Consider the following 23,245-nt stretch of genomic DNA (forward strand, 5'->3'; position numbering starts at 1 on the left):
GCCGCCGTACTATTTAACCCCATAACATTATCGTATAGTAACGGTACATGCAAGAGACTTATTGCCGATACTTTAAAAATAATTTGTTTTGCTTACTATTTCCCTTCTGTATTTTTGAATCTTTTGATATATAATGCAGTATCAACAGACGGAGAGTAATATGCAGGTTAATCTGGAAGAGAGCAACAACATCACCATCGAGCGGGAGGGAACTTCCGACAGCTTTATAATGTGTATTGATTCCAGAGTGACGGTGAAACTTTCCAAGTCAGAAATGAGGCTCATGCACGCGCTCATCGGTGCCCAGCTTCAGGATAATCCTAAAATGGGTAAAGACGCTTTAAAAAAAGTTATGTCCGACGCTCTTTCCGCCAACAAACCCAAGGTTCAGGAAGTTCTGAGAAGAATGAAGCAGGAGGACATCGCCTTTGTCGTTTGGTACATGGGCGATCTGCGCCTTGCACACGAAATTCTCTCCAATATGTCAAAACGCTCCGCGGAAGACGTTCAGGAAACTGTGCGCGAAGCTATCGAACGCCGCATCCGCAAGGAACGCTCAACAGGCAACACCGTATTTGAAAGCCAGATGAACGAATACGGGAAAAACGTTGTAACCTCTTTTCTCAAGCAGGTGTTCGACACGGACAATCTCGCAGTTTAACGAAGCGCAGCAGATTTAATAATATATATAAGCTCAGTCTTTTCCGCTTTGGAATAGCCTTCCCTGTCCAGAAATTCTGAAAATTTATCCAGTACGTTTCTGCACTTCTGAATTTTTCCATTCTGGGCATAGAACGAATAGGTCATTGCCACCATGTCCGTTTCATGGATGAATACGCTGAAAAAACGGTCGAACAGGGTCTCGGGACTGAATATCTCCGGCATGAAATAGTGCAGACTGTTCATCAGTTTCAGCATATTCATAAAGCTGACGTCCGTTTCTCTGCGTTTGCTCTCCACAGGCAGAACGTCTGTTATTCCGTCAAAAAATCTTCCTTTGAAAAGAGTTTCCGCCTCGGCAATGCTTATAGCCGCCGAAATGTATTCGCCGCGGGAATAGCTTTCTGAAGCAGTTTTTATCAGCAGGTTAAACCTTTCCGAATCGCATTTTATGTTGTGAATTTTGAGCATTCCGTTCTGCAGGGTAATATAGTTTTTCGGATCAATCCCGGAAAATGTGTCCGCCAGCAGTTTTCTGAAACGTGACAGCAGATTGTCCAGACTTCGCCGGGCGTTTTCCCTGCTGCTTTCCGACCACAGAAAAACCTGCATCTGTTCCTGATCTATGGTGAAGCCCGGACTGGAGAGAATTATGGCGAGCATAGTGCGGAACTGTACGCTTATGTCGGAGCAGTCCAGCGTATTCTGCCCGAAAGATATGGACAGGTTGTCCAGAGCTGTGATGTGCATCACAGGAATGGGGCGCGTGTTTTTGTCGAATGCAGTGTCCAGCTTCTGAAAGGCAAGATCAACTGAGAAAGCCGAAACGGACGGTTCGTTCGCCGTATATATGCAGGTGTTCAGCAGCACTTCTGGCATAAGTCCGCTCAGGTGGGTGTAACCTATCTTTTTCATCAGCTTTATGCAGAAGATGGCGTGTTCCCTTGCGCGCATTTTATCCCCTATGTTGTTGAACAGATAGGAAAGGTATGAATGTGCGCAGGCGGCTGCATTATCGTTGACAGGATTTTTTTCCTGATTCGCCGCTTTGGTCAGGTGGAGGATCGCCTTCTTGTGGTTGCCGATAAATGTGTATGCGGCTCCTGCGGCTGCTTCACCGAAAGCCGTGAAAAAGTTATTAACTTCGCAGCTTCTGGCTTTTAACGACGCTTCAGCTACGGAAGCTGCGTTTTCGTCACATTCGTATGCAAGTATCATTGCCTTAAACCCAAGAAGAAGTGCCGCCATGTGTTCCGGAAGGTTTTTGATATTACTGTCTGTGAGTCTGCTGAGAATTATTTCAGCCAGTTCCGTATCGCCTCTGGAAAAAGCATATTCCAGTTCGCATATGTCCGCAAAGGCAGTGAGTCTGAAGCTGTGTTCCATATGAAGACGGTATTTTCTCTGCACAAGATTCATTATCAGGTGCATAAGATGGAACTGACCGGTCATGGCGAGAAAATGGTTGAGAAGGTTGAGCATGGACAGTTTAAGAAATCCTTCCTGCTTAACTGTTATTATCTTCTGAAAAGTTATGTTGCAGTATTTTTCAGCCAGTTTTTTTTCACAGGCGGTCATGTGTGCGGAGATAAAAAGGGAATAAAGGTGCAGTTTGAAACTTTCGGCATTGTATTTTTCAGCCAGAGCAAGCGATCGGCTGAGATATTCAGCCGCGAGCTGTCCGCTTTTGAAATTGAAGCATCCAAGCCCGTATGCGGCGCAGACGATCATCTTCATGGGATCTTCCAACTCGTCACAGGTTTCTGTCATCATAGACTTTATTCTGACGAAATATTTTTCAGCCTCAGTCAGATTACCCTCTATGGCCGAATAATAGCTTAAAAGCCCGCAGGCGGATATTATTGTTCCTGCTCTGTTACCGTACATTGTGAATGTGTCCAGCGTATGAAAAAAGATGTCTCTCGTCTTTTCCGGAGCAACAGCCAGAAGAAGCTGACCGAAAGCCAGAGGTATCCATGCCCTGTTTCTGAAAACGTCTGCGGGCACAGTGGAAAAGATATCGGCAAGATGTCTCTTTGTTTCGATGAGGATTATTGCAGGAAAGTTTTTTTGAAGATATTCCTCAAGTTTGTCAAAATTTTCAGCAGATATCATATATTCGATTACCGCTGGGAGGTTCTGTCTTTCCGCTTCATATCCGGCTGCCAGTTCATAAAATGAATGGCGCTCAAATACCGACAGGCGCGTTACGGCTTCGTTTTTCAGCCATTCGCGGAACAGCCTGTTGAATCTGAACAGGTCGTTCCTTTTTTTTATGACCAGCACGGTTTCCTCGTGCAGTTTCTGCATCAGCTTTCCGGCAGATCCGGTGGAATCCGCCAGACTGAGAAGCTGTGTGCTGAAAGACGGCAGCAGTGAAAGTTTCTGCAGGAGATGGTATTCTTCCGGTGAAAGTTTTTTTACCGCTGCGCTGAATATCCCTTCGCAAGCCTCCATGGCAAAAGCAGTTGCCGAGAAGGTGTCCTCCTCTGTTTTTGCCATGGAGCAGATCACAGCCTCAGCGTACGATATGATCCCCTCGGTGATTTCGTATATCCTTTCCAGCGAGCGGAAGGTTGCTGTGTCCTGCAGGCAGGCGACAGACAGTTCTTTAAATTCTTCCTGTGTAAGTTTCAGATAGCTTTCGTCTATGATGTAAGTTTCCCTGTTTAGACGTGCGTATTCTGCCGGAAATCCGTTGGTTTTGTGCGTACAGACAGCAAAAGACAGACTTCCTCCGGCAAGCTGCAAAGCGGACATCAGAGCGAGGTAGGTTACGCTTTTTATTTTTAATATGTGGATGTCGTCAATGATAATAAGTGTTCTGATTCTGGAGTTTTTTTTGTACGCTCTCAGAAGAAATGACAGAAGGTTTCCGACCTCAAGCGGGGTGATGCCTGTCTTTTCAGCCTGTTCCATGTGTTCTGAAACGAAATCGGGCTGTGACTGACGCATTGCCTTGTAAAGATTCCGGCAAAAATATTCAGGGGTTTTGTCTTTTTGGGTAATCTGGTAATATACTGTTCTTTCGAAATATTTTGCTCCGATACTCAATGCGAACCCGGTCTTTCCGGTTCCTTCGCCCGCTGTCAGCAGAAAGATATTTTTTGTCTGCATGTGCGGAGACAGTGCGGCAAGTTTTGAAACTCTGTTTAAAATAATGTTTGCTGCCGGTTTATTTTCATTCATATAATACTAGTAACAAAAGAATATAGAGGTGACAAGGTATTTATTTAAGATTTATTTAAGATGTGTGTGGTATCTTTAATTAAGATAATATCCGGCGTAATTGCAGGTACTCCGGAAAAGGCTCAAAGAGCCTGTTATCCCTGAATTCAACTCCTATCTTGTTTCCATTTGAAATCCCCTCCGTAACACCCCTTCGGAGGGGTTTTTCTATGTCCGCCTTGACATATTCCGATTTATCGTTCAGAATCATCATGCAGTCTGACAAGGGTGCAGGCAGAAAAAGGGAAACCGGTTGAAATCCGGTGCTGTCCCGCAGCTGTAAACCTGACGAAACCCCGAACTATTGTCACTGTGCCCATGGCACGGGAAGGCAGGGGGATTAGGACGACGGTGAGCCAGAACACCTTCTTTGCCTATGAACTTTACGAGGATAGAGGAACCCCGTTCCACGTTCAAGAACACCCTGTACAGTTGAATAATATTTTCGGAGGCGTTGATGCGTACATTCATTGTGTCCGTAATCATGCTCCTGCTGGCTGTTTCAGGTGCTTTTGCAGCGGAGATGAATATGGAAAAAGAGAAAACGAAAGAGAAAAGCGCGGTTGTTATTGCCGCATTCGGAACCACCTATGAATCCGCACTGGATTCTCTTCTTAAAATCGAAAAGGATGTTAAGGCGGTCGTGGGCAAAGAAGTTCCCGTTCGTATGGCATTCACATCGAACATAATCAGAAAAATATGGCACGAAAGAAAGAACGACCCGACCTATAAGGCGGAACACAAAGAGGTTCCAGAATATCTTTACAATGTGAAGAACGTCCTTGGGACAATGGCGGATCTGCAGAACGAAGGATACCGCAATATCGTCGTTCAGCCCACCTATCTCACCTCCGGCGAGGAATACAGCGACCTTAAAGCATACGTTGAGGGTCTCGACGGCATCAAAACACTTAAAGACAAGTGGAAACCATTTAACAGACTCGCTGTCGGAAAACCCATAACAGGTGACTACGATTATCACGAGGACCTTAAAGCCTTCGCAGAGTCCCTTAAAAAAGACGTTGATCTTGCGGCATCATCCTCATCCGCACTGGTTTATATGGGACACGGCAACGAACATCTTTCAACAGGTATATACTATGAACTGGAAAAACTTCTGAACGAAACGTATCCCAAAACAAAAATTTATGTGGGTACGGTGGAAGGTCATCCCGATCTGGGCGACGTTGTGAATAAACTGAAAGCAGATAAAGTTAAAAAGATAACTCTGAAACCCCTTATGGTTGTCGCAGGCGACCATGCCAACAACGACATGGCAGGGGACGAAGAGGACTCTTGGAAAATCATCTTCACCAAAGCGGGAATCAAGGTTGCGCCCGTTCTGGAGGGGCTGGGCGAAAACCCCGCGGTCAGAAAAATTGTTGTGGACAATATGCTGAAAGCTGCGGCTGAAGCAGATATAAAGCTGAAATAACAGCCTGTTTTGCAGACATAGCGCCGGAGTGCCCTCACACTCCGGCGTATTACAAAGAGACGGAAATGAAAAGTGAACTTATTATAATAGGTGCCGGGCTGGGGGCGAAATCAATCACTCTGGAGGGGCTTGAAGCGCTGAAAAGTGCGGACAGCGTCCTTTATGACAGGCTGATACACCCTGCCGTTCTGGAGATGATACCCGAAAATGCTGAAAGCGTCAGCGTCGGCAAGGATCCTTATAACAAACACTGCATCAGGCAGGAAGACATAAATACGGCTATCGCTGAACACCTGAAACGCCACAGACGTGTTGTGAGGCTTAAAGGCGGCGACAGCACTCTGTTTGCCCGTTCTCTGGAAGAGACTGAAACTGCGGAAGCCTGCGGGGCTTCATCTCGGATAATCCCCGGTGTAACGTCTGCCTCCACACTTGCGGCGAAGATTTCAAAAGCTCTCACCGACAGGCGAAAGGTGTCAGGCTGTGTTTTTATAACAGGACATTCGAAGAACGGGGACTGCCCGTACAGCTTTAAGGCGCTTGCGGAACTTGGGTTGACAATTGTTGTCTATATGGGTGTTAAAAACGGCGGGTATATAGCAGAACAGCTTATTTCAAACGGAATGAACGGGGGCACTCAGGTTGTTATCGGCAGCAAACTTGAATCAGACGGCGAGCGGCTTTGCATAACCACACTCGCGTCTCTGGGCGACGTGCTGGCAACGGGCGAATATGACCACCCCGCAACCATCATCATTGGTGACGTTTCCGGCTAGAGCATATTGCATAAAGGAATAAGAGACTGCTTCACCCTTTTGGGGCTCGCAGAGACGTGATTCTTGCTCTGTCTTCGCTGGAAGCACTAGCCGAAGGCGAATGGGTTCATTTTTAATTATTTGACGAATAAAGCGACGACACGATCTCGTTTTCACTTGATTTTAGTATGTATTTATAGAGAAAAACGCTCTAACCGCAGCACGCGGCGCAGTATTGTTTTTCGATGTTGCCAAGGTATCTTTCGCATTGTTTGGTGACGTCGTATCCGAGCAGCACTCCGAGTATGAAATCCTCTTTTTCATCGAAGCTGTTGAGAGGCTTGTCCCCGAAGCTCTTTATGATGCTTATGCACGGGCAGTCGCCGAAAAAGAAGTTAACTCGACCCTCTTTTGCGGGCGTTTCGTGCCAGTTTATACCGCTTTTTTTCAGCTTCATGCGGCAGACCTCAGACTCTTCTATACGCGCAGTGTAAAGCACAAGACGGCGTATTCCTTTTTTGTATTCATAAAGAAGATGTGAAAAGAGTCTGTTCTCCCCGTTGCTCATCAGTTGGCTCTCCTTGATTCGGCATGAAGCAGGCATCCCTTGCAGTCATCCTTGCAGCCCATAGCTTCTTTTATGATGCAGCTTACTGATTCGGGGCTTGTTCTGTCGGTGCAGATGAACGGAATGTCGTGTCTGCGGCATATGTTCTTTGCCTTGTTTATCATGTTGTGGCTGGAAAGTGTTGTAAGAAAGACCACGCAGTTGGTGCATTTGATACTGTTTTCAAACGAGTTGCTCATTTCGTTGAAGACCTTTGCCTTGCATCCTATCTGCTTACATGCAGCCAGATATTCGTTTTCTCTTCTCTGAAGACCGCCTATTATACAGACTTTCATATGCATCTCCTTGCCTGACGAATAATGATATTGATACTTAATATCAATAAGGGGCAAAAGTCAACAGGAATTTTCTATTTATTTTGTCTCTTTTGCAGATTAGTATATTCCATGACAATTTCACCAGAGGGAAGTATGCTGGAATTAATAAAGAGAACAAGATCTTACAGACGTTTTGATAATTCGCGCAGACTGGACGGAAAGTTTATGTCTGAGCTTATTGATGCTGCTCGGCTGGCGCAGAGCGCTGCGAACGCGCAGCCTTTGAGATACGTTACTGTATGCGGTGAAGAGATGTGCGCGAAGATATATCCGGAGCTTCGCTGGGCGGGCAGGCTGAAAGACTGGGACGGTCCGGCGGAGTCCGAACGCCCCGCTGCATACGTTGCCGTCTACGCGGATACTCAGGCACCAGCAGTTGCAAATCCTGTTGTGGATTCCGGTATAGCCATGCAGAACATGTGTCTTTATGCAATGGAAAAGGGCGTTGGAAGCTGCATGATAGGCAACTGTATGAAAAAGGAGATTAACGCGCTTCTGGGCGTTGGCGAAAGGTATAATCTGCTGTGGGTCGTCGCGTTCGGCTATCCTGTGGAAAACGTAGTTCTGACGGATTGCACAGGGGACGTTGCTTATTACCGTGATGCCGAAGGGAACCACTTTGTGCCGAAATATAAGAGTGAGGATGTTTTGCTGGGCAGCCTTTGATGGTTGCCTTTGAAAGGCAAAGGGGAAATGAAGCGGACGTCAGACGTATACCCGTCTCTGCGAGGAGCGCAGCGACGCGGCAGTCTGTGCTGTTCAGACCGTTTCTGGCATAAGCTCTCGCGATGACGACTATGGGTTTCAGGATGGAACAAAAAGCGCCGTTATTGTGACAACTCTTTCAGTGCCAGACGGAAGAGTTCGTCGAACGCCGCATCCGGTTTATATACTTTGCCGACTGCTTTCCGGCAGTCGTTGACTGAATATCCGAGGTTTGTAAGCGCACTTACCAGATCTTCCGTCCCGCCTGCCGTCTGCGAGCCTTCCGGCTGCGTGGCAAGCTGTCCGAACTTGTCTTTCAACTCAACTATTATTCTTTCCGCTGATTTTCTGCCTATTCCGGGGATGGTGGCAATGAGTGATATATCGTTCTGAACGACTGCATTCATAAACTTTCTGGCTTCCATAGCGGAGAGTATCCCCAGAGCTATTTTGGGTCCTATCTTTGAAATCGTATTCAAAAGCAGAAACAGCTTTTTCTCTTCAATGGTTGCAAACCCATAGAGCGCAACAGCGTCCTCGCGCATCACGAAATGGGTGAAAAGTCCTGCTTTTTCACCGGTTTGGGGCAGTGTGCGGTATGTTGCGGCTGAGATTGATATCTCGAAAGCAACGGTGCCTGTGTCTATGACCGCCGTTGCGGGGAGTTTTTCAACAAGTATGCCTTTAACGCTGTATATCATGATACGAACCTCCCCGTAAGGTTGAGACCGAGACATATTCCGCAGGCAAGTGCGTCGGTTGCGTCCATGGGGACGTTGCCTATCTTTCGTCCGAGAAGTATCTCCACCATATGCTTAACCTGCGATTTGTCGGCTTTGCCGTAGCCGACCACCGCCTTTTTTATCTGCAGTGCGGTGAACTCCCGCACTTCAAGTCCGCTTGAAAGAAGTGTTGCTATTATTGCTCCGCGTGTTTGTCCCAGTAGCATCGCACTCTTAACGTTCACCGAATAGAAAACGTCTTCCACCGCGGAATATGAGGGTTTGAACTCGTCTACAGCCTCACGCACACCGGAACATATTACCGCAAGTCTCTGAGGAAGGGTTTCTTTAGAGTCGGTGCGTACAATTCTGTGGGCGACATATTCTACCTTTCCGGGCCATACCTGCACAATGCCTATACCGGTGCAGTTCAGTCCGGGGTCAACCCCCATGACGATTTCAGGCATTATTCTTCCATTGCCGCCATAGTTGCTTCGTCCGCGTCGAAGTTGGAGAATACCTCCTGAACGTCGTCGAGGTCTTCAAGCGCGTCTGTTATGTTAAAAAGTTTTCTGAGGTCTTCTGCGCCGAGCGTAATCGTGTTCTTAGGCTTCATCGTTACCTCAGAGTAGTTTATCTCGTATTTTTTCTCTTCAAGGGCGGTTTTGACGGCGAAGTATGAACCCACTTCGGTGACAACCTGAAAAACGTCACCTTCGTCTTTAACGTCCTCAGCCCCGAGTTCAAGAGCCAGTTCGAAGAGCGTTTCCTCGTCAGCTTTGTCTTTCGGTATCTCAATTATACCTTTTGATTCGAATATCCATGCCACGCATCCTGCTTCGCCCATGTTTCCGCCTTTTTTGTTCATGGTGCTGCGCACTTCCGCAACTGTGCGGTTTCTGTTGTCTGTAAGGGCTTTAATAAGGATGGCAACGCCGCCGGGTCCGTAGCCTTCGTATGTAATCTCTTCGTATGCGCTATCGTTACCTTCTCCTGTACCTTTTTTAATGGCACGGTCAACGTTGTCTTTGGGAAGGTTACATTCTTTCGCTTTGTCAAGCGCCAGACGCAGACGGGAGTTCATAACCGGGTCTGCTCCGCCCTCCTTAACGGCAACGGCTATCTCTTTTGCAACTTTTGTGAAAGCCTTACCTTTTTTTGCGTCCTGTGCTGCTTTGCGGTGCTTAATGTTTGCCCACTTGCTATGTCCTGCCATCTGATCCTCCGGTATATCTAAGTAAATTTGTGTTATTTGATTTTTTGGGAAAAGAATTATAACCAAAAAAGTGCGGATAAGTATATTTGAAAATGGAATGGAAAGCAACAAAAAGGCGGAAACCCGAAGATTTCCGCCTTAAAGAGTTTATTTCGTCGTTTTGAACCGCTGGATGAGCCCCTGAAGCTCGGAAGCGAGCTGGCTGAGCTGTTCCACAGCCCTTGCCGTTTCCTGCGAAGCGTTGGAGTTTTCTCCGGTTACATGGGAGATGTTCTCAATGCTGTGCGCCATCATCTCGGTTGCCGAAGCCTGTTCGTCCGTTGCGCGGGCTATCATGCTGACCTCGTTTGAAACATTTTCAACATTGTTCATGATGACATCCAGCGCGGCTTTGGCTTCCTCAGCCTTTTTGGTTCCGTTCTCAACCTGCATAACGCCTTCGTGCATACCGGCAACAGCTCCGCCTGTGTCAGCCTGAATTGACTGAATCATATCAGCTATTTCCTGCGTTGCCTTGACAGTCTTTTCTGCAAGTTTTCGAACCTCGTCTGCAACAACAGCGAATCCGCGTCCGTGTTCGCCGGCTCTTGCGGCTTCAATGGCTGCGTTGAGCGCCAGAAGGTTTGTCTGGTCTGCGATGTCGTCGATAACCTGAATTATCTGACCTATCTGCTCGCTGCTTTCGCCCAGTTTCCGGACTGTAACGGCTGATTCGGAAACGGTTTCCGCAATCTGTTCCATCATGTTTCTGGTTTCTTCCACCAGAGTGTGACCTTTTGAAACGGATGCACTCGCCTCTTCGGCGCTTTTTGAAACGTTCGCCGCGTTGTGTGCAACCTCGACAACGGTGGAGCTTACCTCTTCAACCGCAGATGCTGTGGCTGCAACCTGTTCGGACTGCTCTACAGCTCCTCTGGCTATGGTTTCCGCATTGCTGGAAAGCTCTGCGGATGTGGATGCTATTGATGAGATGGAATCCGTGACAACCATCAGTGCGTCGTTAACGTCTGCCGTCATTTTGTTGGTTGCTTTTTCAAGTTCGCCGACTTCATCGTCGCTCGATATTTTCATGCGTACTGTAAAGTCGCCGGCAGCTATCTGGTTAAGCGCAGTGCTTACCCCCTGAAGCCTGTTGAAGATATAGCGCGAGTTTATGAGATAAAGTATTATCAGTATCACTATAGTGACGGGAAGAAATACGAGGAACGATACGAAAAGGTTTTTATATATGGCCGAGTAAACGGGTGCTGTGGGGAGATAAACTTCGAAAGCCCCGTGGAGTTCTCCCGCTTTCCAGTTTTCCATTTTAACGCCGGTGGGGTCAAGCCCCTCGCTGTTGCCCCAGAGAGCCTGCGATGTCGCAGGATCTCCGTGGCATTTTAAGCAAACCTGTGTAAGCCTGATGGCTTTGTAGTATCTTAACTGTTTGTTCTCTTTATCGTGGTAAACAAATTCCGGACCGGACCCTTTTCCTGTGTCCAGCTTGTCAAGTTCTTTCAGCGCCATAAGGTCTGTTGCGTCCGGTTCGTTAACAGGGTTTCTGGGGGAAATCTTGGGTACTTTGAATTTAAGTCCCGCTTCCTCCGACTTCAGTTCCATAGCCTTCATAGACCCAACAATGGGTACTGTCAGCAGAAGCCTGTTAATATCGTGTTCAAGTTCGTCCGTCTTGTAAATATCCGCTGCTGATGCCAGCCCCATAAACTCCCTGACACCTTCAGCAGCAAGCACGAAACTCCTTGCCTTGGCAACCTCAGCTTTGAACATATTGTTCTGCAGCATGAAGAAGTTGACTGTAAATAAAACAGCCATTCCGGCAAAAACCGTAATCGCTACGTATAGCAAAATCTTGACTTTTAGTTTCATTAATTCACCATAAATTGAAATTTTTTCACATGAATAAAAGTATTATATATATTTACTCATATTTAACAAGTGTTTTATATCCCTTCTGCTATTCTGGGAGCCAGTTTAGATTCCTTTCTGGTGATGTATTTGTTAAGTGCATCAAGATATGCTTTTGCACTTGCAACGACAACATCGGTATCCGCTCCCCTTCCTTTGATAGAGTATCCGCACTGTTCGAATTCGGCTGAGAGTGTAACCTCGCCCTGTGCGTCCTTTCCTTCAGTAAGAGCCTTGATGTTGTAACTTTTCAGCCTGCCTGGAACTCCCGCGATCCTTTCGATGGCTTTCATAACCGCGTCTACAGGACCGTCACCGATGGACGCATCTGTAATGAACTCGTGGGAGGCGGTTTTCAGCCTTACTGTCGCCGTGGGGATGGCTGTGTTCCCGCTGAACATGTTAATTCTATCCAGATCGAAATGTTTCGTTGTCTGGGCAGACTGGTTGAGAACGATGTTCTCAATGTCTTCATCAAAGACCTCTTTCTTTTTATCGGCTAAAACTTTGAAAGCATCAAATGCAGTTTGCATAGCTTCGTCGTCCAGTTCGAAACCAAGAGCTTTCAGCCTCTGAACGAAGGCGTGGCGACCGGAGTGTTTGCCCAGAACAAGGCTGTTTTCGGGATAGCCGACACTTTCGGGTGTCATTATTTCGTAGGTTATTCTGTTTTTCAATACTCCGTCCTGATGTATGCCCGCTTCGTGTGCGAATGCGTTCTTGCCGACGATTGCTTTATTGGGCTGAACGTGTACGCCGGTGATGGCTGTAAGCATTTTGCTGGAACGGTATATCTCCTTAGTGTTGAGACCGAATTCAACATCGTTGAAGATATCTTTTCTGACTGTCATAGCCATGATAACTTCCTCAAGAGATGTGTTGCCCGCGCGTTCTCCGATGCCGTTGACGGTACATTCAACCTGAGATGCGCCCGCCTTGATGGCTGCCAGAGAGTTTGCGGCACCCAGACCGAGGTCGTTGTGGCAGTGTACGCTTATGCGTGCCTTATCGACGTTGGGCACTTTGTTCATTATGGTGCTGATTATTTTGTCGAACTCCATAGGTACAGTGTAGCCAACTGTGTCGGGTATGTTAACGGTTTTTGCTCCCGCAGCTATAACAGCCTCAACAACGCGGCACAGATAGTCCAGATCGCTTCTTGTTGCGTCTTCTGCGCTGAATTCCACGTCTTCGCAGAGGTTCCTTGCGAATTTAACCGCGTCAACGGCTATTTCCAGAGCTTCTTCCCTGCTTTTTTTAAGTTTGTACTGAAGGTGGATGTCGCTTGTTGCTATGAAAGTATGTATGCGGGGACGTACAGCTCCTTTCAGAGCGTCCCAGCCCACTTCGATATCTTTTTTATTTGCGCGGCAGAGACCTGCCACGCCGCAGTTTTTGATGACGGCGGCAACACGGCTTACGGCTTCGAAGTCGCCGGGGGAGGAGATGGGGAAGCCGGCTTCCATCACGTCCACGCCCATTTTTTCAAGCTGCAGCGCCATCTGGATTTTCTCTTCGGTGTTCATGGAGAATCCGGGTGCCTGCTCTCCGTCTCTCAGTGTGGTGTCGAATACGATGATTTTTCTCTTTGACATTGTTCTTTCTCCTTATTTTTAAAAATTAATCTTTTTAACTATGTCTCTGCGCGGTGCACAGAGACGCGGCAGTTTCATATCCGGATCACGTCGTCGCCTATGCTCCTTGCGATGACGTCCAATCGTCTGTTATCTTCCTTTTAGTCCTGATAGCATCTGTTGTTCCTCCTTCCCTGCAAAATCGAAAAAAAAAGCCCCAACCCCGTAAGGGCTGAGGCTTTGGTTTAACATAGATGTGAAATCACACTTCCGTACCGAAAGGTTCCTCAGAGCTACCCGCGGGGTGTCTTAGTCGTTTATACGCAAATAGCAGCAGTCCGCTGAATGCGTAGCCGACGGACAGAACGAATAGGGATAGTTCGGGGATAAGCCCGATAACGAATATCGCCAGAACGAACATGACCAGTACGTTGTATGATTTTTGCTGGAACAGGGTTTTTCCGCTGTAATATTTCACGTTGCTCACCATCAGGAACGCAAGAATGTATATGGTGAATGTGAACCAAACGGGGAGGGTGATATCCTCAGGATTCCCGATGTATTCCTTAACGAAAAGCACACTGGATGCAACCACGCCGGCAGCGGCCGGAATAGGCAGTCCTATGAAATATCTTGGGTCGATCTTTTTTGTCATTACATTGAAACGGGCAAGGCGCAGAGCACCGCAGGCGACGAAAAGGAAAGCCGCCATCCAGCCGAGCCTGCCGTAAGGTTCCAGAGCCCATTTATAAACGAGGATACCCGGTGCAACGCCGAAGGACACGAGGTCGCTCAGTGAGTCGAGCTGTATCCCGAAATCGCTGGTGGCGTTCATCAGTCTTGCTATTTTGCCGTCTATACCGTCGAATACGAAAGCGACAAGGGTTGCGCTGGCCGCAAGGGTATATTGTCCGTTAAGGGATGCGATTATGGAGTAGAATCCGCAGAAAAGCCCCATGATTGTCACGAGGTTTGGCAGAACATAGTTTTTGTTCTGAACAGCGCTGTTCATGTCTTTTAAGCACCTGTATATTTGGCGAGAACAGACTCGCCTGCTTTGACAATATCGCCGTTTTTGAGTGAAATGTCAAATCCTTTCGGAACGAAAACCTCAAGGCGGGAGGAGAATTTGATTATCCCCAGCCTGTCGCCGATGGGCAGTGTTTCGCCCTCTTTTGCATAGCATACGGTTCTGCGTGCGATGAGTCCGGCAATCTGTTTAACGGTAATATTACCGTATTCGCTCTCTATTTCTATTATATTCTGTTCGTTTTCATACGATGCGTCGGGTCTGTCCGCCGGTAGAAACTTTCCCTCAACATGTTTAACGGAAAGTATCTTTCCTGTGATGGGCATACGGTTGACGTGCACGTTGAACACGTTCATGAATATGCTTATTTTTGTGACAGGCTCACCGTTGTGTTCCGACTGGAACACTTCTATAACCTTGCCGTCGGCAGGGGACACCAGAACGTCTTTAAACGGCGGGATGCTGCGCTCCGGATCACGGAAGAACCAGATGCAGAAGGCACAGAAAAGCCCCACGATAAATATTATCAGCTTGACCGGGAATATCACCAGTACAAGAAAAACAGCAAGCGCGCCAAGAACAAAAGGAAATCCCTCTTTAGCTATCAACCTTTTCACCTCAGAATTTTGCTATAAAATACCGCGGTCTTGTACCGTTTGCAAGAAATACATTTAAATGAAGATGCAAAAGTTTGGTATATCAGTGGAAATCTGTTATCCTAAAGTCTGTTTCAGCTCTATCTGACGTTTGAAAACGTACTTTATGATAAGGTTGCGGTCTGATTCCTTAGTAAAGTCGAAACGGAAGCTAACCTCTGTGCGTTCCTGTATTCTCTTTACGCGGATTGCCGTGCATGGGGCGCTGTCGAGCTCCGGCACGGCTTCGGACATATCCAGAAGAAACTGCTGGTGGTTTTCCATCCATGATGAGGTTATCAGCTTTCCGCCGCCGCCCGAAACGTCCATTATCATGCAGTCCACGCTTTTGTGAGGTATCTTCATGTTTTTGTCCGGCACGGCGGAGTAGAACATTTTCACCTTGCCCTTGATGCGTGTGTCCACGCGGTAGAACTCACGGAGTTGGTTTCTTGTTATGGATTTAGGTTTTTCAACGGTGACAAGAGTTACTCTGCCCTGTGATTTTCTTCCGGTCACAGTGGTTTCAAAGCGGAAACGCCCGCTGGTGTTAACAAATTCTATATGGGCTATTGTTCCGGGAACCATCGGAACCGGCACACCGTCCGCCGAAGGCTGAGAGATGTGTATGTTGCTGTTGTCAAAGTCTTCAACGCGGGAGTCGTAAACGCCCTGATAGCTTGCGTTTTTGACAGTGACAGTGATTCTGGTATTTACCGGCATATGGTCTTCTATATTTTTAATATCCTCTTTTTTCATTCCGTCATTCTCCGCAAAAACAAAATCCAGACCGTTTCCGTCTTGGCTTCTATGGTTATTTATATAGTCCGACATTTTATTGAGCACAAGGCTAAACATTTTTTACACTCCGTGGTGAATTCGCTGGTATATAATATAAATCGCACGGTGCACACGAATATTTAGCGGAAAAAACGATAGCGTTTAAAATCCTTTTCTAAAATGAGTGATTGAGTTATATTGTGCTTGTTCCGATAATTATTATACCCTGCAAGGGGATTCGGGTTATTTTTTTAGGAGTTATTAATGGAATGGGATATCACGGCAGACCAGATTAACGACGGAGAGCTGACTTTCAGCCTTACGGAGTTCACAAATAAGATGTTTAAGATGGTCAGCGCCGAGGTCAAAGAGTCTGAAACCGCGCCGGCAGGTGCGGAAAATCAGACCGAACCTCTTGAAAATTATTTTGTTCAGTATTACGTTTGTTTTTATAACTACATGCTCTGTCTGGCAACGGACAGATCCCGCTGGGGATTCGTTTCCCACACAAAGCGCCTGATGATAGATCAGGATATTAAAAAGCGGTTCATGGATAAAAAATATCTTATCCTGCTGGCGGAGGAACAGAAGGAGACTGTGGATATTTTTAAGGCTGTGCTGAAAAGATTCGTTTCCGACCTCATTGAGGCGGGCGTCAGCACAAACAGGCTGCCGCAGATGATTTATATGCAGCAGCTAAACTCTTTCTCGTCTATCCTGCCCAGTATTATGAAAAATGAAAAAGCAAGAAAAATGCTTGTGCGCATCGAGTTTCACAACAGCTTTTTCGGGAGTCTGAAGAGCCTTTTTAAACTTCCCATAGGTGGATGATGGCAAAAGAAAGAAACAGTGACATACGTCTTCTCAAACTGGTCAACAAGGTAACGGAGACCAGAAAGATAACAATGGGGTACATGCTTTATGCCCTTGAGATTGTGAGAACCAATACTGAGGTCACGTACAGCATCACGTTTATCCCCATAGCGAAGACAGGACCCGAAGGGAATGCGGAAAACCTTCCCGAAAACGAACTGCCTTCGGAGATCATGAACGGGCTTGAAAACGAATTTAAAAAGGACAACAGGCTTACTGCTGTTGCCGACCTTCTGACACGCACCATCCGGTTTCCCCATATCAATAAGTTCAAGCTGTCGAGTTCATACCGCGGATATGGTCTGGGAACCTATGCCATGAACGAACTTGCCGGACTTCTGCGCGGCAGTTTTCCCGATTTCGGTGTGGAATCCGTATATTTCTATTTCGATTCTAAACGCGAGGACGACGACAGAGGCGCTTTCTTCTCTTTTATGGAGAAATTCGGCTTCACTTTCAGTTTTGATGACGAAAACAACAACAAAGGACTTCTCAATATGGAAAAGGCTGAGATGCTGCGCATAAATCCGAAAAAGGATAAATGCGTCGAGCTGGAACTCGCCCCTTTCATCCGCACACTGTTCAGAGAGCGCGATGAGTTTCGTCAGGAACTTGGCAGGCTGAAAGCGGAATATAAAAAGAACAATACGTTCATGAACAGATTCGAGAAGGATCAGGCTATTAAATTTCTTACAAACGTTATTATAGCGTTGGTTCTTATAATCCTTATGCTCCTCTTTATATAATCGCAGGTGATGCACTTCGTTCTGCGGCGTCAGTCCAAACTTGCCCGCAACACGCACAAATCAGTGCGCTTTTGCTTGTCGCGTTTGAACTTCCTTGCATAACTCGTGCCTGACCCGCGATATGTTCCATTAAGTCGCATTAAAGCGTCAGCACAACCTCGGAACTGCTTGGTTCTGAACGGCAGCCATTTCTGTCTTCGCGAGGAGTGCAACGACGCGGCGATCTGCTCCCCTTAGGCATCAATATTTGTACTGAAAATTCTATGGAGTTCAGATTGCTTGGTCAACCTGCGTTTTCCTCGCAAAGACGTCATCCTTTATGAGATATGCTCTGAATAACAGCGTTGCACCCTCTGTTTTCGCGGGTAGCGCCAGCCATCACCGGCATATATACCAAAAAAAATCCCCCGTTTGCGGCGGGGGATTCTGTATATTAAATCTCATATTTTTCAGTTTTAATCGCTTAAAACTTTTTTAGCTGCCTCAATGATGGCTCTGGGGTCGAAACCGATTCTGAATGCTCCCCAGTGTTTCCCGTTCACTATCACCGGCATACTGATGTCGTTAATGACCTCTCCCGTATCTCTGGAATAGGTCTGTATGAGGAACGACTGGGTGTTTTTCGCAGCGCGCAGACCGGTGTGGTCGTTGAATATACGCTTGTCTCTGCTGTGCGCCGTGTCCGCTTCCTTGTTGCCTGTGGGCTTTGCGGAATATTTTCTGTTGTGCGTGGGTGCATAGCCGTTCACGTCAACGCAGAGTGCGAAGATTATGCCTGACTGTTCAGTGAGCACCTTATCGTAAAGGGGCTGGAACAGGGACTCAACCTTGGAATCGTATTTTGTTGTGTATTTGGCAGGGAAAACTCCCGGTATCTGTTTGTATTGCTTGTCAAAAACATCAACGCCTTTGTCAGCAAGGTCTTTAAGTACCTCTTCGAACCTTGTTTTATAGGTTTCGCCGAGGTGCAGTATCTTTTCCATCTCGCCCATGCCTATCTTGAACTTCGCCACGTTGTCCTGTATGTCCTCAATGTGGGAATTCAGGGTGAGGGTGTTCTTGTGGGACTCCTGCATCATGTGATCGACAAGATACGCCGCGTCCTTAATGGCGGTGATGTTGGTATGTATCAGAACGTTATTGTCGGTAAAGCTGTCCAGAGAACCTGTTATCTCCTGAATACCGTGACCTGTCTGTTCAAAATCGTGCACCATAGTTGCAAAGTTGGTGGATGTCTTGTCCACTACGCTTTTTGTTTCGTTTATATACTGATTGATTTTGTTTGTCTGGTCTGAGGTGTGTCTGACTTCGCCTATCATCTGGTTTATGTTGGAGGATATCTCTTCCGTTGCGGATTTAACGCGCTCGGCGAGCTTGCGCACTTCGTCGGCAACAACAGCAAACCCTCTTCCGGCTTCGCCCGCTCTTGCCGCCTCGATTGCGGCGTTCAGAGCCAGAAGGTTCGTCTGGTCTGAAATATCTTCAATAAGAGAAACTATCTCTCTGATAGTTTCGGAGTTTTTGGTCAGATTGCCTACCGTCTGCTGGAACTCGCCAAGCATCCCGCTGATGGCGTCCATGTTGCAGGTCAGCGCCTCCATCTCGTTTTTGGAGTTGACAGCCTTTGCTATGTTGTCTTCCGCAGCCTGACTGATGCTTGTTGAGTGACCGCGGACAGTTTCCACAGCCTCTGTTGAGCGGGAGCTGACTTCGAATATACGCTCGGAGAGCTCCGTCTGGTTGTTAACCTCTACGAACGTTCTGTTGGTGTTGTGTACAACCTGCGCCGATTCAACGCCAATGCTGATGCTTATCATCCTGATTTTCAGAATTAGCTTGCGCAGTTTCAGCATGAACATGTTGTACCCTTCGGCAAGGTCGCGCATCTCGTCATATGTCAGAAGCGGCATGTCCGTTGAAAGGTCGTTGCCGCCCATTCCCATCTCATTGAAAAGCTGCGCCATCCTGCGGATGGGATGCACTATGAGAACGTAGAAGAAACCGAGTATGAAAAAGAGAGCGAGTATGGTCAGCAGCATAAAGAACAGAGATGTGAAATAGCCATGTGAGCAGGCGTCCAGAATCTGCTGTTTCAGTCCGGGTTCAATATCCATGGCGGTGATTTTTGCTATTATGTTGTTTTTATACGACATAAAGGAAAAAATGGCTATCGCCTGAATGGATGTGACAAACAGTATGTTGCCGAGAAGTTTCCGGGCAAGAGTATTGAAAAATGATTTTTCGAGACTTTTGTATATTTGCATAAACATGTATTACCCCACAAAACAATGAACAGTTTTGCAAAACATGGACATAATTTAGCACATTAGTTAACTTTTGCAACCACAAAAAGTCCCGCGACCGAAAATAAAACTTGTTCGTAAGATTCTGTTATAAATGGAATTTTAGCCCTTTTGTTTCCTTTATTTTTGTATATATATTTTGTAATTCATCAAAATCAATTACTTCCACAGTTATTGAAATTGATGTGTAAGTACCTTTTGTACTTATGTTTTCTGTTATCATAGCTGTTTCGTGCCGCGTAAAGATTTCTTTGATATCTTTCTTGAAATCTTCTGTATTTTCGCCCATAGCTTTAAAGGTAAAAATAGTCGGAAATTCAATCATTTCTTTCATCGTATCACTCATTATTATTAGCCTCCAGTATCAGTACCATGCCCTGAACCGCAACTACCTTTGCGGAATCGTTTTTATTGAAATTAAACGTACTTTTAGCTTTCCAGAGTTCACCATGAATAAAAATATGTCCGGCGCCATTGTCCCAATCCGTTATTATTCCGGTCTCTCCGGTCATTCCTTCACGTCCGGTGACGGTCTTCTTGTGGAAGTCTTTAAGCAAAAGTCTGCCCAGAATTATGAAAATTGCCGCAATGGTTCCGATGACTCCGAAGATCAGCCAGAAAGATACTCCAATGCCCATGTTGCCCTCTCTTGAAAACATAAGATACATGCCGAAACCCATGCTGACCACCGCTCCCAGAGTCAGCAGCCCGAAGCTGGGCACGAAAATTTCCGCTATAAGAAGTCCCAGACCCGCCAGAATGAGCAGCAGCGCAAGTGAGTTTACGGGGATTATGTTTATTCCGGCAAGAAAAAGCACCAGCGCAGCTATGCCGACGCCTGCGAAGATGAATGTTCCCGGCATCTTGAACTCAAGGAAAATCGCCGCTATGCCTATAAAAAGAAGGAGAATCAGAATATTCGGGTCGCTGAGAAAGAATGCTGTCTTCTGCATGGGCGTGGGGTTCAGTGTGGTTATATCCCCCGCCTGAAAGCCCAGCTTCGCCGCCGCCAGTTTTGCAACCTCTGCATTTGTGTTTGCTATTGCGTCTATCAGTCCCTTTTCCAGAGCCTCTTTTGCGGTGTAGCTCACCGACTGTGTTACTGTTTCAACAGCCGCGTCCGCGTTTCTGCCCCGTTTTTCCGCAATGGACTTTATGAATGCCACTGTGTCGTTTTCTATTTTCTGTGCCATGTCCCCCTGAATATCCTTGCCGGATATGTCAACAGGGTGCGCCGCACCTATGTTGCTGCCCTCCGCCATCGCCGCATAGCCCGCCGACAGCGTTATGAACGTGCCGGCGGAACCCGCCCTTGCGCCCTGCGGCGCCACAAAGACAATCACGGGTGTTTCGGTCTCAAGAAACATCTGGACTATTTTTCTGGTTGAATCCAGCAGTCCTCCGGGGGTGTCCAGCCGGACAAGCAGAACAGCGTCTTCATCCGTCGCTTTTTTAAGTGCCTGTTTCAGGTAGTTGTGGGTATACCCGCTTATGATGCCGTTCACCTCGCAGACGAGTATCTGTTTTGCATGTGCCGTGGTGAAAACGAACAGTGCCGCGAAGAGGATAAGCAGTTTTTTCATGTCACTTCCCGTCGGTTTTTTTCAGGCGGAAAAAGCTGACCCCAAGCTCCGGAACAAACTTTCTGTAATATTTTGTCGGGAGATAGTCGTCCAGCCTGTCTATATACACAGTATTATATACGCTTTTTAATTCTTTAACAGGTTTGAGATTCTCCGCAATTTCAAGTGCGTAGTCTATCTGGTCTGTCGCCATGCAGAGGGTGCCGCCGGGTTTAAGTTTTTTAGTTAGCAGCTCTATGAACTCTGTCTTGAGCAGTCTGCGTTTCAGATGTTTTTTCTTTGGCCACGGATCAGGGAAGTTAACGTAGAAGTTGTCAACGCAGTTGTCTTCAAGAATTGACACTATAAAGGTCGCGTCGAAATGGATCAGCCTGATATTGTTGTTTTTAACCTGACGCGCTTTTGTTATGGCGCGGTTGAAGATGCGTTTCATTACCTCAAAGCCGAGGTAGTTCTGCTCCGGAGACGCCTTTGCATATTCTGAAAGGAATTCGCCGTTGCCTATGCCTATCTCGACGTTGAAAGGTTTGTCGGTATCGAAAAAATCCTTTGGCGACAGCCTTTCATATGCGGCATATTCGCCGCCGTGGCTGAATTTCTGTATTTTTTCCACCTGCGGGTAGAGGCTTTCGGAGTAAATAAACAGGTCGTTTTGAAAATTTAGCTGGATTTTAATCCTGTCTTCTGTCATTGTGTTCTTCCTTTGTAATAATTCATATAAAAAAATGCTTGTTTGAATACGGAAGTTATGCTAGCATTTTAAGCTCTCGAAATCAAGGAGGTAGGTACGATGGCCAGAAGATGTGAAATCTGCGGTAAAGGCCCCATGTTCGGTCACCAGATCAGCCACGCTCATAATGTATCAAGAAGGGTTTTCTATCCCAATGTACATAAAATCAGAGTCGTTGTGGACGGTGAAGTCGTGCGCAAAACTGTCTGCACGAAATGCATGAAAGCGGGCAAAGTTCAGAAAGCGTAAGTTTCTGACCTGCCTCAAGCGGTCCTTTTAAAATCAGAATTAACCATGAAAGCCTGCATCAGCAGGCTTTTTTGCGTTGCTGTGATCTCAGATTTATTGAAAATGATATCTTCCATAAAAACAGGTTAAGCTATCTGCTGTTTATCTTTGACAATCAAACATGATAATGATATTCATAATCAATTGTTGATTGCCTGCCATTTTTCGCAGTTGTGCGGCAAGGGCGGTTGCTGTTAAAATAATAAAATGCTTATTTTGGTCTTTTGGATATTAATGGTGTGATTGCTTTGACAATCGTCGATTCCAAGGCTAAAATGTAGCAATAAACATTCATTTTATATTATTGGTTTGAAAATGGGGGAGTGGCACCGGGTTTCCGGTCTGTGTTTTGCTGTAAACCTGTTTCAAATCGACATATTTTTAATTTCAGTCGATGCAGGGGGACGGTTGATGATTTCATTTACTACTGTTGCTGTTTTTGAGTTTGTTCATGTTCTGGGTTTTATCCTGATAGGCGATATCCTTTTTATGAACGAGCCGCGGATGAGGCTTGCTTATTACATCGTAATGGGCATCTACATAATGGTTCTGGCTTTTCTTTCCATAATAAACAGAGGCGACGGACCGGAGATAAGTGCTTGGGAATCCATTGCGAAGATGGACAGGGTGCTGTTTGATTTCAGCAAAAACAATACTGTAACCTATCTCGGCATATACGTTGTACTGTTCGGTTCATGTCTTTTTGTCGGCAAATTCGTTATAAAGTCAATCGGACTGTATTTTCCGGCATAGGAGAGTTTATGGATTGGTATTTTAAGGTATGGCGCGACTGGCAGAATTTCAGCGGCAGGGCGACAAGAACTGAATACTGGATGTTTACGCTGTTCAACGTCGTTATTATAGCGCTCATCACCATGATAGGTGTTTTCATCGACACGGACATAATTGATTTCGTATATTCAATCGCCGTGTTCATACCCGCTCTGGCAGTCACGGTGCGCAGGCTGCACGACACAGGGCGCTCCGGCTGGTGGCTTCTGCTGTTTCTCATTCCTGTGATAGGTTTCATAGTTCTGCTGGTTTTTTACTGTCAGGACAGCAAACCGGACAACCAGTACGGAAGAAACCCGAATGCTCAGGCGGAACCCTCCGAATACTGACCACTTGCGGT

At 46.6% G+C, this 23,245-nt stretch carries 24 protein-coding genes and 1 riboswitch; of the genes, 9 read left to right on the plus strand and 15 right to left on the minus strand.

Annotation, left to right across the window (positions count from 1 at the left end):
- Nucleotides 1–160 precede the first annotated feature (160 nt).
- Nucleotides 161–661, plus strand: a complete 501-nt coding sequence (locus tag Q7P67_RS08840) for a hypothetical protein (protein WP_303851601.1) — start codon at nucleotides 161–163, stop codon at nucleotides 659–661.
- On the opposite strand, the gene Q7P67_RS08845 is transcribed toward Q7P67_RS08840, so the two are convergent.
- A complete protein-coding gene (locus Q7P67_RS08845) occupies nucleotides 658–3,849 on the minus strand; it encodes an AAA family ATPase (RefSeq protein WP_303851602.1) in 3,192 nt (1,063 codons plus the stop codon). The two genes, Q7P67_RS08840 and Q7P67_RS08845, sit on opposite strands and share 4 nt — an antisense overlap.
- A 247-nt stretch (nucleotides 3,850–4,096) precedes the next feature.
- Nucleotides 4,097–4,276, plus strand: a riboswitch (cobalamin riboswitch).
- Between the two features lie 69 nt (nucleotides 4,277–4,345).
- Between Q7P67_RS08845 and Q7P67_RS08850 the strand changes: the two genes are divergently transcribed.
- Together Q7P67_RS08850 and cobA are read left to right on the plus strand one after the other, a co-directional pair.
- Entirely contained in the window at nucleotides 4,346–5,323 is a 978-nt protein-coding gene (locus Q7P67_RS08850) for a sirohydrochlorin cobaltochelatase (RefSeq protein WP_303851603.1), read from the plus strand.
- Nucleotides 5,324–5,388: 65 nt separating this feature from the next.
- Nucleotides 5,389–6,099, plus strand: coding sequence for a uroporphyrinogen-III C-methyltransferase (cobA, locus tag Q7P67_RS08855; protein WP_303851604.1), 711 nt, complete (start codon nucleotides 5,389–5,391; stop codon nucleotides 6,097–6,099).
- Between the two features lie 190 nt (nucleotides 6,100–6,289).
- On the opposite strand, the gene Q7P67_RS08860 is transcribed toward cobA, so the two are convergent.
- Nucleotides 6,290–6,646 carry a DUF2023 family protein gene (locus Q7P67_RS08860; protein WP_303851605.1) on the minus strand — a complete coding sequence of 119 codons (357 nt, stop codon included), beginning with the start codon at nucleotides 6,644–6,646 and terminating at the stop codon, nucleotides 6,290–6,292.
- Entirely contained in the window at nucleotides 6,646–6,981 is a 336-nt protein-coding gene (locus Q7P67_RS08865; protein WP_303851606.1) for a DUF2325 domain-containing protein, read from the minus strand. The genes Q7P67_RS08860 and Q7P67_RS08865 overlap by 1 nt, the downstream gene beginning before the upstream one ends.
- A 135-nt stretch (nucleotides 6,982–7,116) precedes the next feature.
- Between Q7P67_RS08865 and Q7P67_RS08870 the strand changes: the two genes are divergently transcribed.
- A complete protein-coding gene (locus Q7P67_RS08870; protein ID WP_303851607.1) occupies nucleotides 7,117–7,689 on the plus strand; it encodes a nitroreductase family protein in 573 nt (190 codons plus the stop codon).
- A gap of 161 nt (nucleotides 7,690–7,850) precedes the next feature.
- Here Q7P67_RS08870 and ruvA read toward each other — a convergent pair whose 3' ends face one another.
- From ruvA to Q7P67_RS08910, 8 genes are all read right to left on the minus strand, one after another.
- A complete protein-coding gene (ruvA, locus tag Q7P67_RS08875; RefSeq protein WP_303851608.1) occupies nucleotides 7,851–8,429 on the minus strand; it encodes a Holliday junction branch migration protein RuvA in 579 nt (192 codons plus the stop codon).
- On the minus strand, nucleotides 8,426–8,917 hold the full coding sequence (ruvC, locus tag Q7P67_RS08880) for a crossover junction endodeoxyribonuclease RuvC (protein WP_303851609.1): 492 nt from the start codon (nucleotides 8,915–8,917) through the stop codon (nucleotides 8,426–8,428). Before ruvC ends, ruvA begins: the two co-directional genes overlap by 4 nt.
- Nucleotides 8,917–9,666, minus strand: coding sequence for a YebC/PmpR family DNA-binding transcriptional regulator (locus tag Q7P67_RS08885; RefSeq protein ID WP_303851610.1), 750 nt, complete (start codon nucleotides 9,664–9,666; stop codon nucleotides 8,917–8,919). Before Q7P67_RS08885 ends, ruvC begins: the two co-directional genes overlap by 1 nt.
- A 147-nt stretch (nucleotides 9,667–9,813) precedes the next feature.
- Nucleotides 9,814–11,478, minus strand: a complete 1,665-nt coding sequence (locus Q7P67_RS08890) for a methyl-accepting chemotaxis protein (RefSeq protein ID WP_303851611.1) — start codon at nucleotides 11,476–11,478, stop codon at nucleotides 9,814–9,816.
- Between the two features lie 128 nt (nucleotides 11,479–11,606).
- Nucleotides 11,607–13,166 (minus strand): 2-isopropylmalate synthase, encoded by a 1,560-nt coding sequence (locus tag Q7P67_RS08895; RefSeq protein ID WP_303851612.1) that lies wholly within the window; start codon nucleotides 13,164–13,166, stop codon nucleotides 11,607–11,609.
- 241 nt (nucleotides 13,167–13,407) lie between these two features.
- Complete coding sequence (pssA, locus tag Q7P67_RS08900; RefSeq protein ID WP_303851613.1) at nucleotides 13,408–14,157, minus strand: CDP-diacylglycerol--serine O-phosphatidyltransferase; 750 nt, start codon at nucleotides 14,155–14,157, stop codon at nucleotides 13,408–13,410.
- Nucleotides 14,158–14,162: 5 nt separating this feature from the next.
- Nucleotides 14,163–14,792 carry a phosphatidylserine decarboxylase family protein gene (locus tag Q7P67_RS08905; protein ID WP_303851614.1) on the minus strand — a complete coding sequence of 210 codons (630 nt, stop codon included), beginning with the start codon at nucleotides 14,790–14,792 and terminating at the stop codon, nucleotides 14,163–14,165.
- 96 nt (nucleotides 14,793–14,888) lie between these two features.
- The gene (locus tag Q7P67_RS08910; RefSeq protein ID WP_303851615.1) at nucleotides 14,889–15,668 is read right to left on the minus strand and encodes a flagellar brake protein; all 780 of its coding nucleotides are present in this window, start codon (nucleotides 15,666–15,668) and stop codon (nucleotides 14,889–14,891) included.
- Nucleotides 15,669–15,854: 186 nt separating this feature from the next.
- Here Q7P67_RS08910 and Q7P67_RS08915 point away from each other — a divergent pair, with 186 nt between their 5' ends.
- Both Q7P67_RS08915 and Q7P67_RS08920 read left to right on the plus strand, forming a co-directional pair.
- The gene (locus Q7P67_RS08915) at nucleotides 15,855–16,421 is read left to right on the plus strand and encodes a hypothetical protein (RefSeq protein ID WP_303851616.1); all 567 of its coding nucleotides are present in this window, start codon (nucleotides 15,855–15,857) and stop codon (nucleotides 16,419–16,421) included.
- Nucleotides 16,421–17,209 carry a hypothetical protein gene (locus tag Q7P67_RS08920; RefSeq protein WP_303851617.1) on the plus strand — a complete coding sequence of 263 codons (789 nt, stop codon included), beginning with the start codon at nucleotides 16,421–16,423 and terminating at the stop codon, nucleotides 17,207–17,209. Before Q7P67_RS08915 ends, Q7P67_RS08920 begins: the two co-directional genes overlap by 1 nt.
- 455 nt (nucleotides 17,210–17,664) lie before the next feature.
- On the opposite strand, the gene Q7P67_RS08925 is transcribed toward Q7P67_RS08920, so the two are convergent.
- From Q7P67_RS08925 to trmB, 4 genes are all read right to left on the minus strand, one after another.
- Complete coding sequence (locus Q7P67_RS08925; protein WP_303851618.1) at nucleotides 17,665–19,473, minus strand: methyl-accepting chemotaxis protein; 1,809 nt, start codon at nucleotides 19,471–19,473, stop codon at nucleotides 17,665–17,667.
- A 127-nt stretch (nucleotides 19,474–19,600) separates the two neighbouring features.
- Nucleotides 19,601–19,846 carry a DUF493 domain-containing protein gene (locus tag Q7P67_RS08930; protein WP_303851619.1) on the minus strand — a complete coding sequence of 82 codons (246 nt, stop codon included), beginning with the start codon at nucleotides 19,844–19,846 and terminating at the stop codon, nucleotides 19,601–19,603.
- A gap of 4 nt (nucleotides 19,847–19,850) precedes the next feature.
- Nucleotides 19,851–21,095, minus strand: coding sequence for a nodulation protein NfeD (locus tag Q7P67_RS08935; protein ID WP_303851620.1), 1,245 nt, complete (start codon nucleotides 21,093–21,095; stop codon nucleotides 19,851–19,853).
- Between the two features lies 1 nt (nucleotide 21,096).
- Nucleotides 21,097–21,786, minus strand: a complete 690-nt coding sequence (trmB, locus tag Q7P67_RS08940; protein WP_303851621.1) for a tRNA (guanosine(46)-N7)-methyltransferase TrmB — start codon at nucleotides 21,784–21,786, stop codon at nucleotides 21,097–21,099.
- Between the two features lie 99 nt (nucleotides 21,787–21,885).
- On the opposite strand from trmB, the gene rpmB reads away from it, so the two are divergent.
- The 3 genes from rpmB (at nucleotide 21,886) to Q7P67_RS08955 (ending at nucleotide 23,234) form a co-directional block, all read left to right on the plus strand.
- Nucleotides 21,886–22,074, plus strand: coding sequence for a 50S ribosomal protein L28 (rpmB, locus tag Q7P67_RS08945; protein WP_132872256.1), 189 nt, complete (start codon nucleotides 21,886–21,888; stop codon nucleotides 22,072–22,074).
- A gap of 450 nt (nucleotides 22,075–22,524) precedes the next feature.
- Nucleotides 22,525–22,866, plus strand: a complete 342-nt coding sequence (locus tag Q7P67_RS08950; RefSeq protein WP_303851622.1) for a hypothetical protein — start codon at nucleotides 22,525–22,527, stop codon at nucleotides 22,864–22,866.
- 8 nt (nucleotides 22,867–22,874) lie between these two features.
- Nucleotides 22,875–23,234: a DUF805 domain-containing protein gene (locus tag Q7P67_RS08955; protein WP_303851623.1), complete on the plus strand. Its 360-nt coding sequence runs from the start codon at nucleotides 22,875–22,877 to the stop codon at nucleotides 23,232–23,234.
- Nucleotides 23,235–23,245 lie beyond the last annotated feature (11 nt).

It is taken from the genome of Seleniivibrio woodruffii, assembly GCF_029267515.1.
In the GTDB taxonomy this organism is placed as follows: Bacteria; Chrysiogenota; Deferribacteres; order Deferribacterales; family Geovibrionaceae; genus Seleniivibrio; species Seleniivibrio woodruffii_A.

What these genes read in the sequence shown, in the direction of transcription:
- Q7P67_RS08840 (WP_303851601.1), top strand. Translation starts at nt 161, where the DNA reads ATGCAGGTTAATCTGGAAGAGAGCAACAACATCACCATCGAGCGGGAG.
- Q7P67_RS08845 (WP_303851602.1), bottom strand. Translation starts at nt 3,849, where the DNA reads ATGAATGAAAATAAACCGGCAGCAAACATTATTTTAAACAGAGTTTCA.
- Q7P67_RS08850 (WP_303851603.1), top strand. Translation starts at nt 4,346, where the DNA reads ATGCGTACATTCATTGTGTCCGTAATCATGCTCCTGCTGGCTGTTTCA.
- cobA (WP_303851604.1), top strand. Translation starts at nt 5,389, where the DNA reads ATGAAAAGTGAACTTATTATAATAGGTGCCGGGCTGGGGGCGAAATCA.
- Q7P67_RS08860 (WP_303851605.1), bottom strand. Translation starts at nt 6,646, where the DNA reads ATGAGCAACGGGGAGAACAGACTCTTTTCACATCTTCTTTATGAATAC.
- Q7P67_RS08865 (WP_303851606.1), bottom strand. Translation starts at nt 6,981, where the DNA reads ATGAAAGTCTGTATAATAGGCGGTCTTCAGAGAAGAGAAAACGAATAT.
- Q7P67_RS08870 (WP_303851607.1), top strand. Translation starts at nt 7,117, where the DNA reads ATGCTGGAATTAATAAAGAGAACAAGATCTTACAGACGTTTTGATAAT.
- ruvA (WP_303851608.1), bottom strand. Translation starts at nt 8,429, where the DNA reads ATGATATACAGCGTTAAAGGCATACTTGTTGAAAAACTCCCCGCAACG.
- ruvC (WP_303851609.1), bottom strand. Translation starts at nt 8,917, where the DNA reads ATGCCTGAAATCGTCATGGGGGTTGACCCCGGACTGAACTGCACCGGT.
- Q7P67_RS08885 (WP_303851610.1), bottom strand. Translation starts at nt 9,666, where the DNA reads ATGGCAGGACATAGCAAGTGGGCAAACATTAAGCACCGCAAAGCAGCA.
- Q7P67_RS08890 (WP_303851611.1), bottom strand. Translation starts at nt 11,478, where the DNA reads ATGGCTGTTTTATTTACAGTCAACTTCTTCATGCTGCAGAACAATATG.
- Q7P67_RS08895 (WP_303851612.1), bottom strand. Translation starts at nt 13,166, where the DNA reads ATGTCAAAGAGAAAAATCATCGTATTCGACACCACACTGAGAGACGGA.
- pssA (WP_303851613.1), bottom strand. Translation starts at nt 14,157, where the DNA reads ATGAACAGCGCTGTTCAGAACAAAAACTATGTTCTGCCAAACCTCGTG.
- Q7P67_RS08910 (WP_303851615.1), bottom strand. Translation starts at nt 15,668, where the DNA reads ATGTTTAGCCTTGTGCTCAATAAAATGTCGGACTATATAAATAACCAT.
- Q7P67_RS08915 (WP_303851616.1), top strand. Translation starts at nt 15,855, where the DNA reads ATGGAATGGGATATCACGGCAGACCAGATTAACGACGGAGAGCTGACT.
- Q7P67_RS08920 (WP_303851617.1), top strand. Translation starts at nt 16,421, where the DNA reads ATGGCAAAAGAAAGAAACAGTGACATACGTCTTCTCAAACTGGTCAAC.
- Q7P67_RS08925 (WP_303851618.1), bottom strand. Translation starts at nt 19,473, where the DNA reads ATGCAAATATACAAAAGTCTCGAAAAATCATTTTTCAATACTCTTGCC.
- Q7P67_RS08930 (WP_303851619.1), bottom strand. Translation starts at nt 19,846, where the DNA reads ATGAAAGAAATGATTGAATTTCCGACTATTTTTACCTTTAAAGCTATG.
- Q7P67_RS08935 (WP_303851620.1), bottom strand. Translation starts at nt 21,095, where the DNA reads ATGAAAAAACTGCTTATCCTCTTCGCGGCACTGTTCGTTTTCACCACG.
- trmB (WP_303851621.1), bottom strand. Translation starts at nt 21,786, where the DNA reads ATGACAGAAGACAGGATTAAAATCCAGCTAAATTTTCAAAACGACCTG.
- rpmB (WP_132872256.1), top strand. Translation starts at nt 21,886, where the DNA reads ATGGCCAGAAGATGTGAAATCTGCGGTAAAGGCCCCATGTTCGGTCAC.
- Q7P67_RS08950 (WP_303851622.1), top strand. Translation starts at nt 22,525, where the DNA reads ATGATTTCATTTACTACTGTTGCTGTTTTTGAGTTTGTTCATGTTCTG.
- Q7P67_RS08955 (WP_303851623.1), top strand. Translation starts at nt 22,875, where the DNA reads ATGGATTGGTATTTTAAGGTATGGCGCGACTGGCAGAATTTCAGCGGC.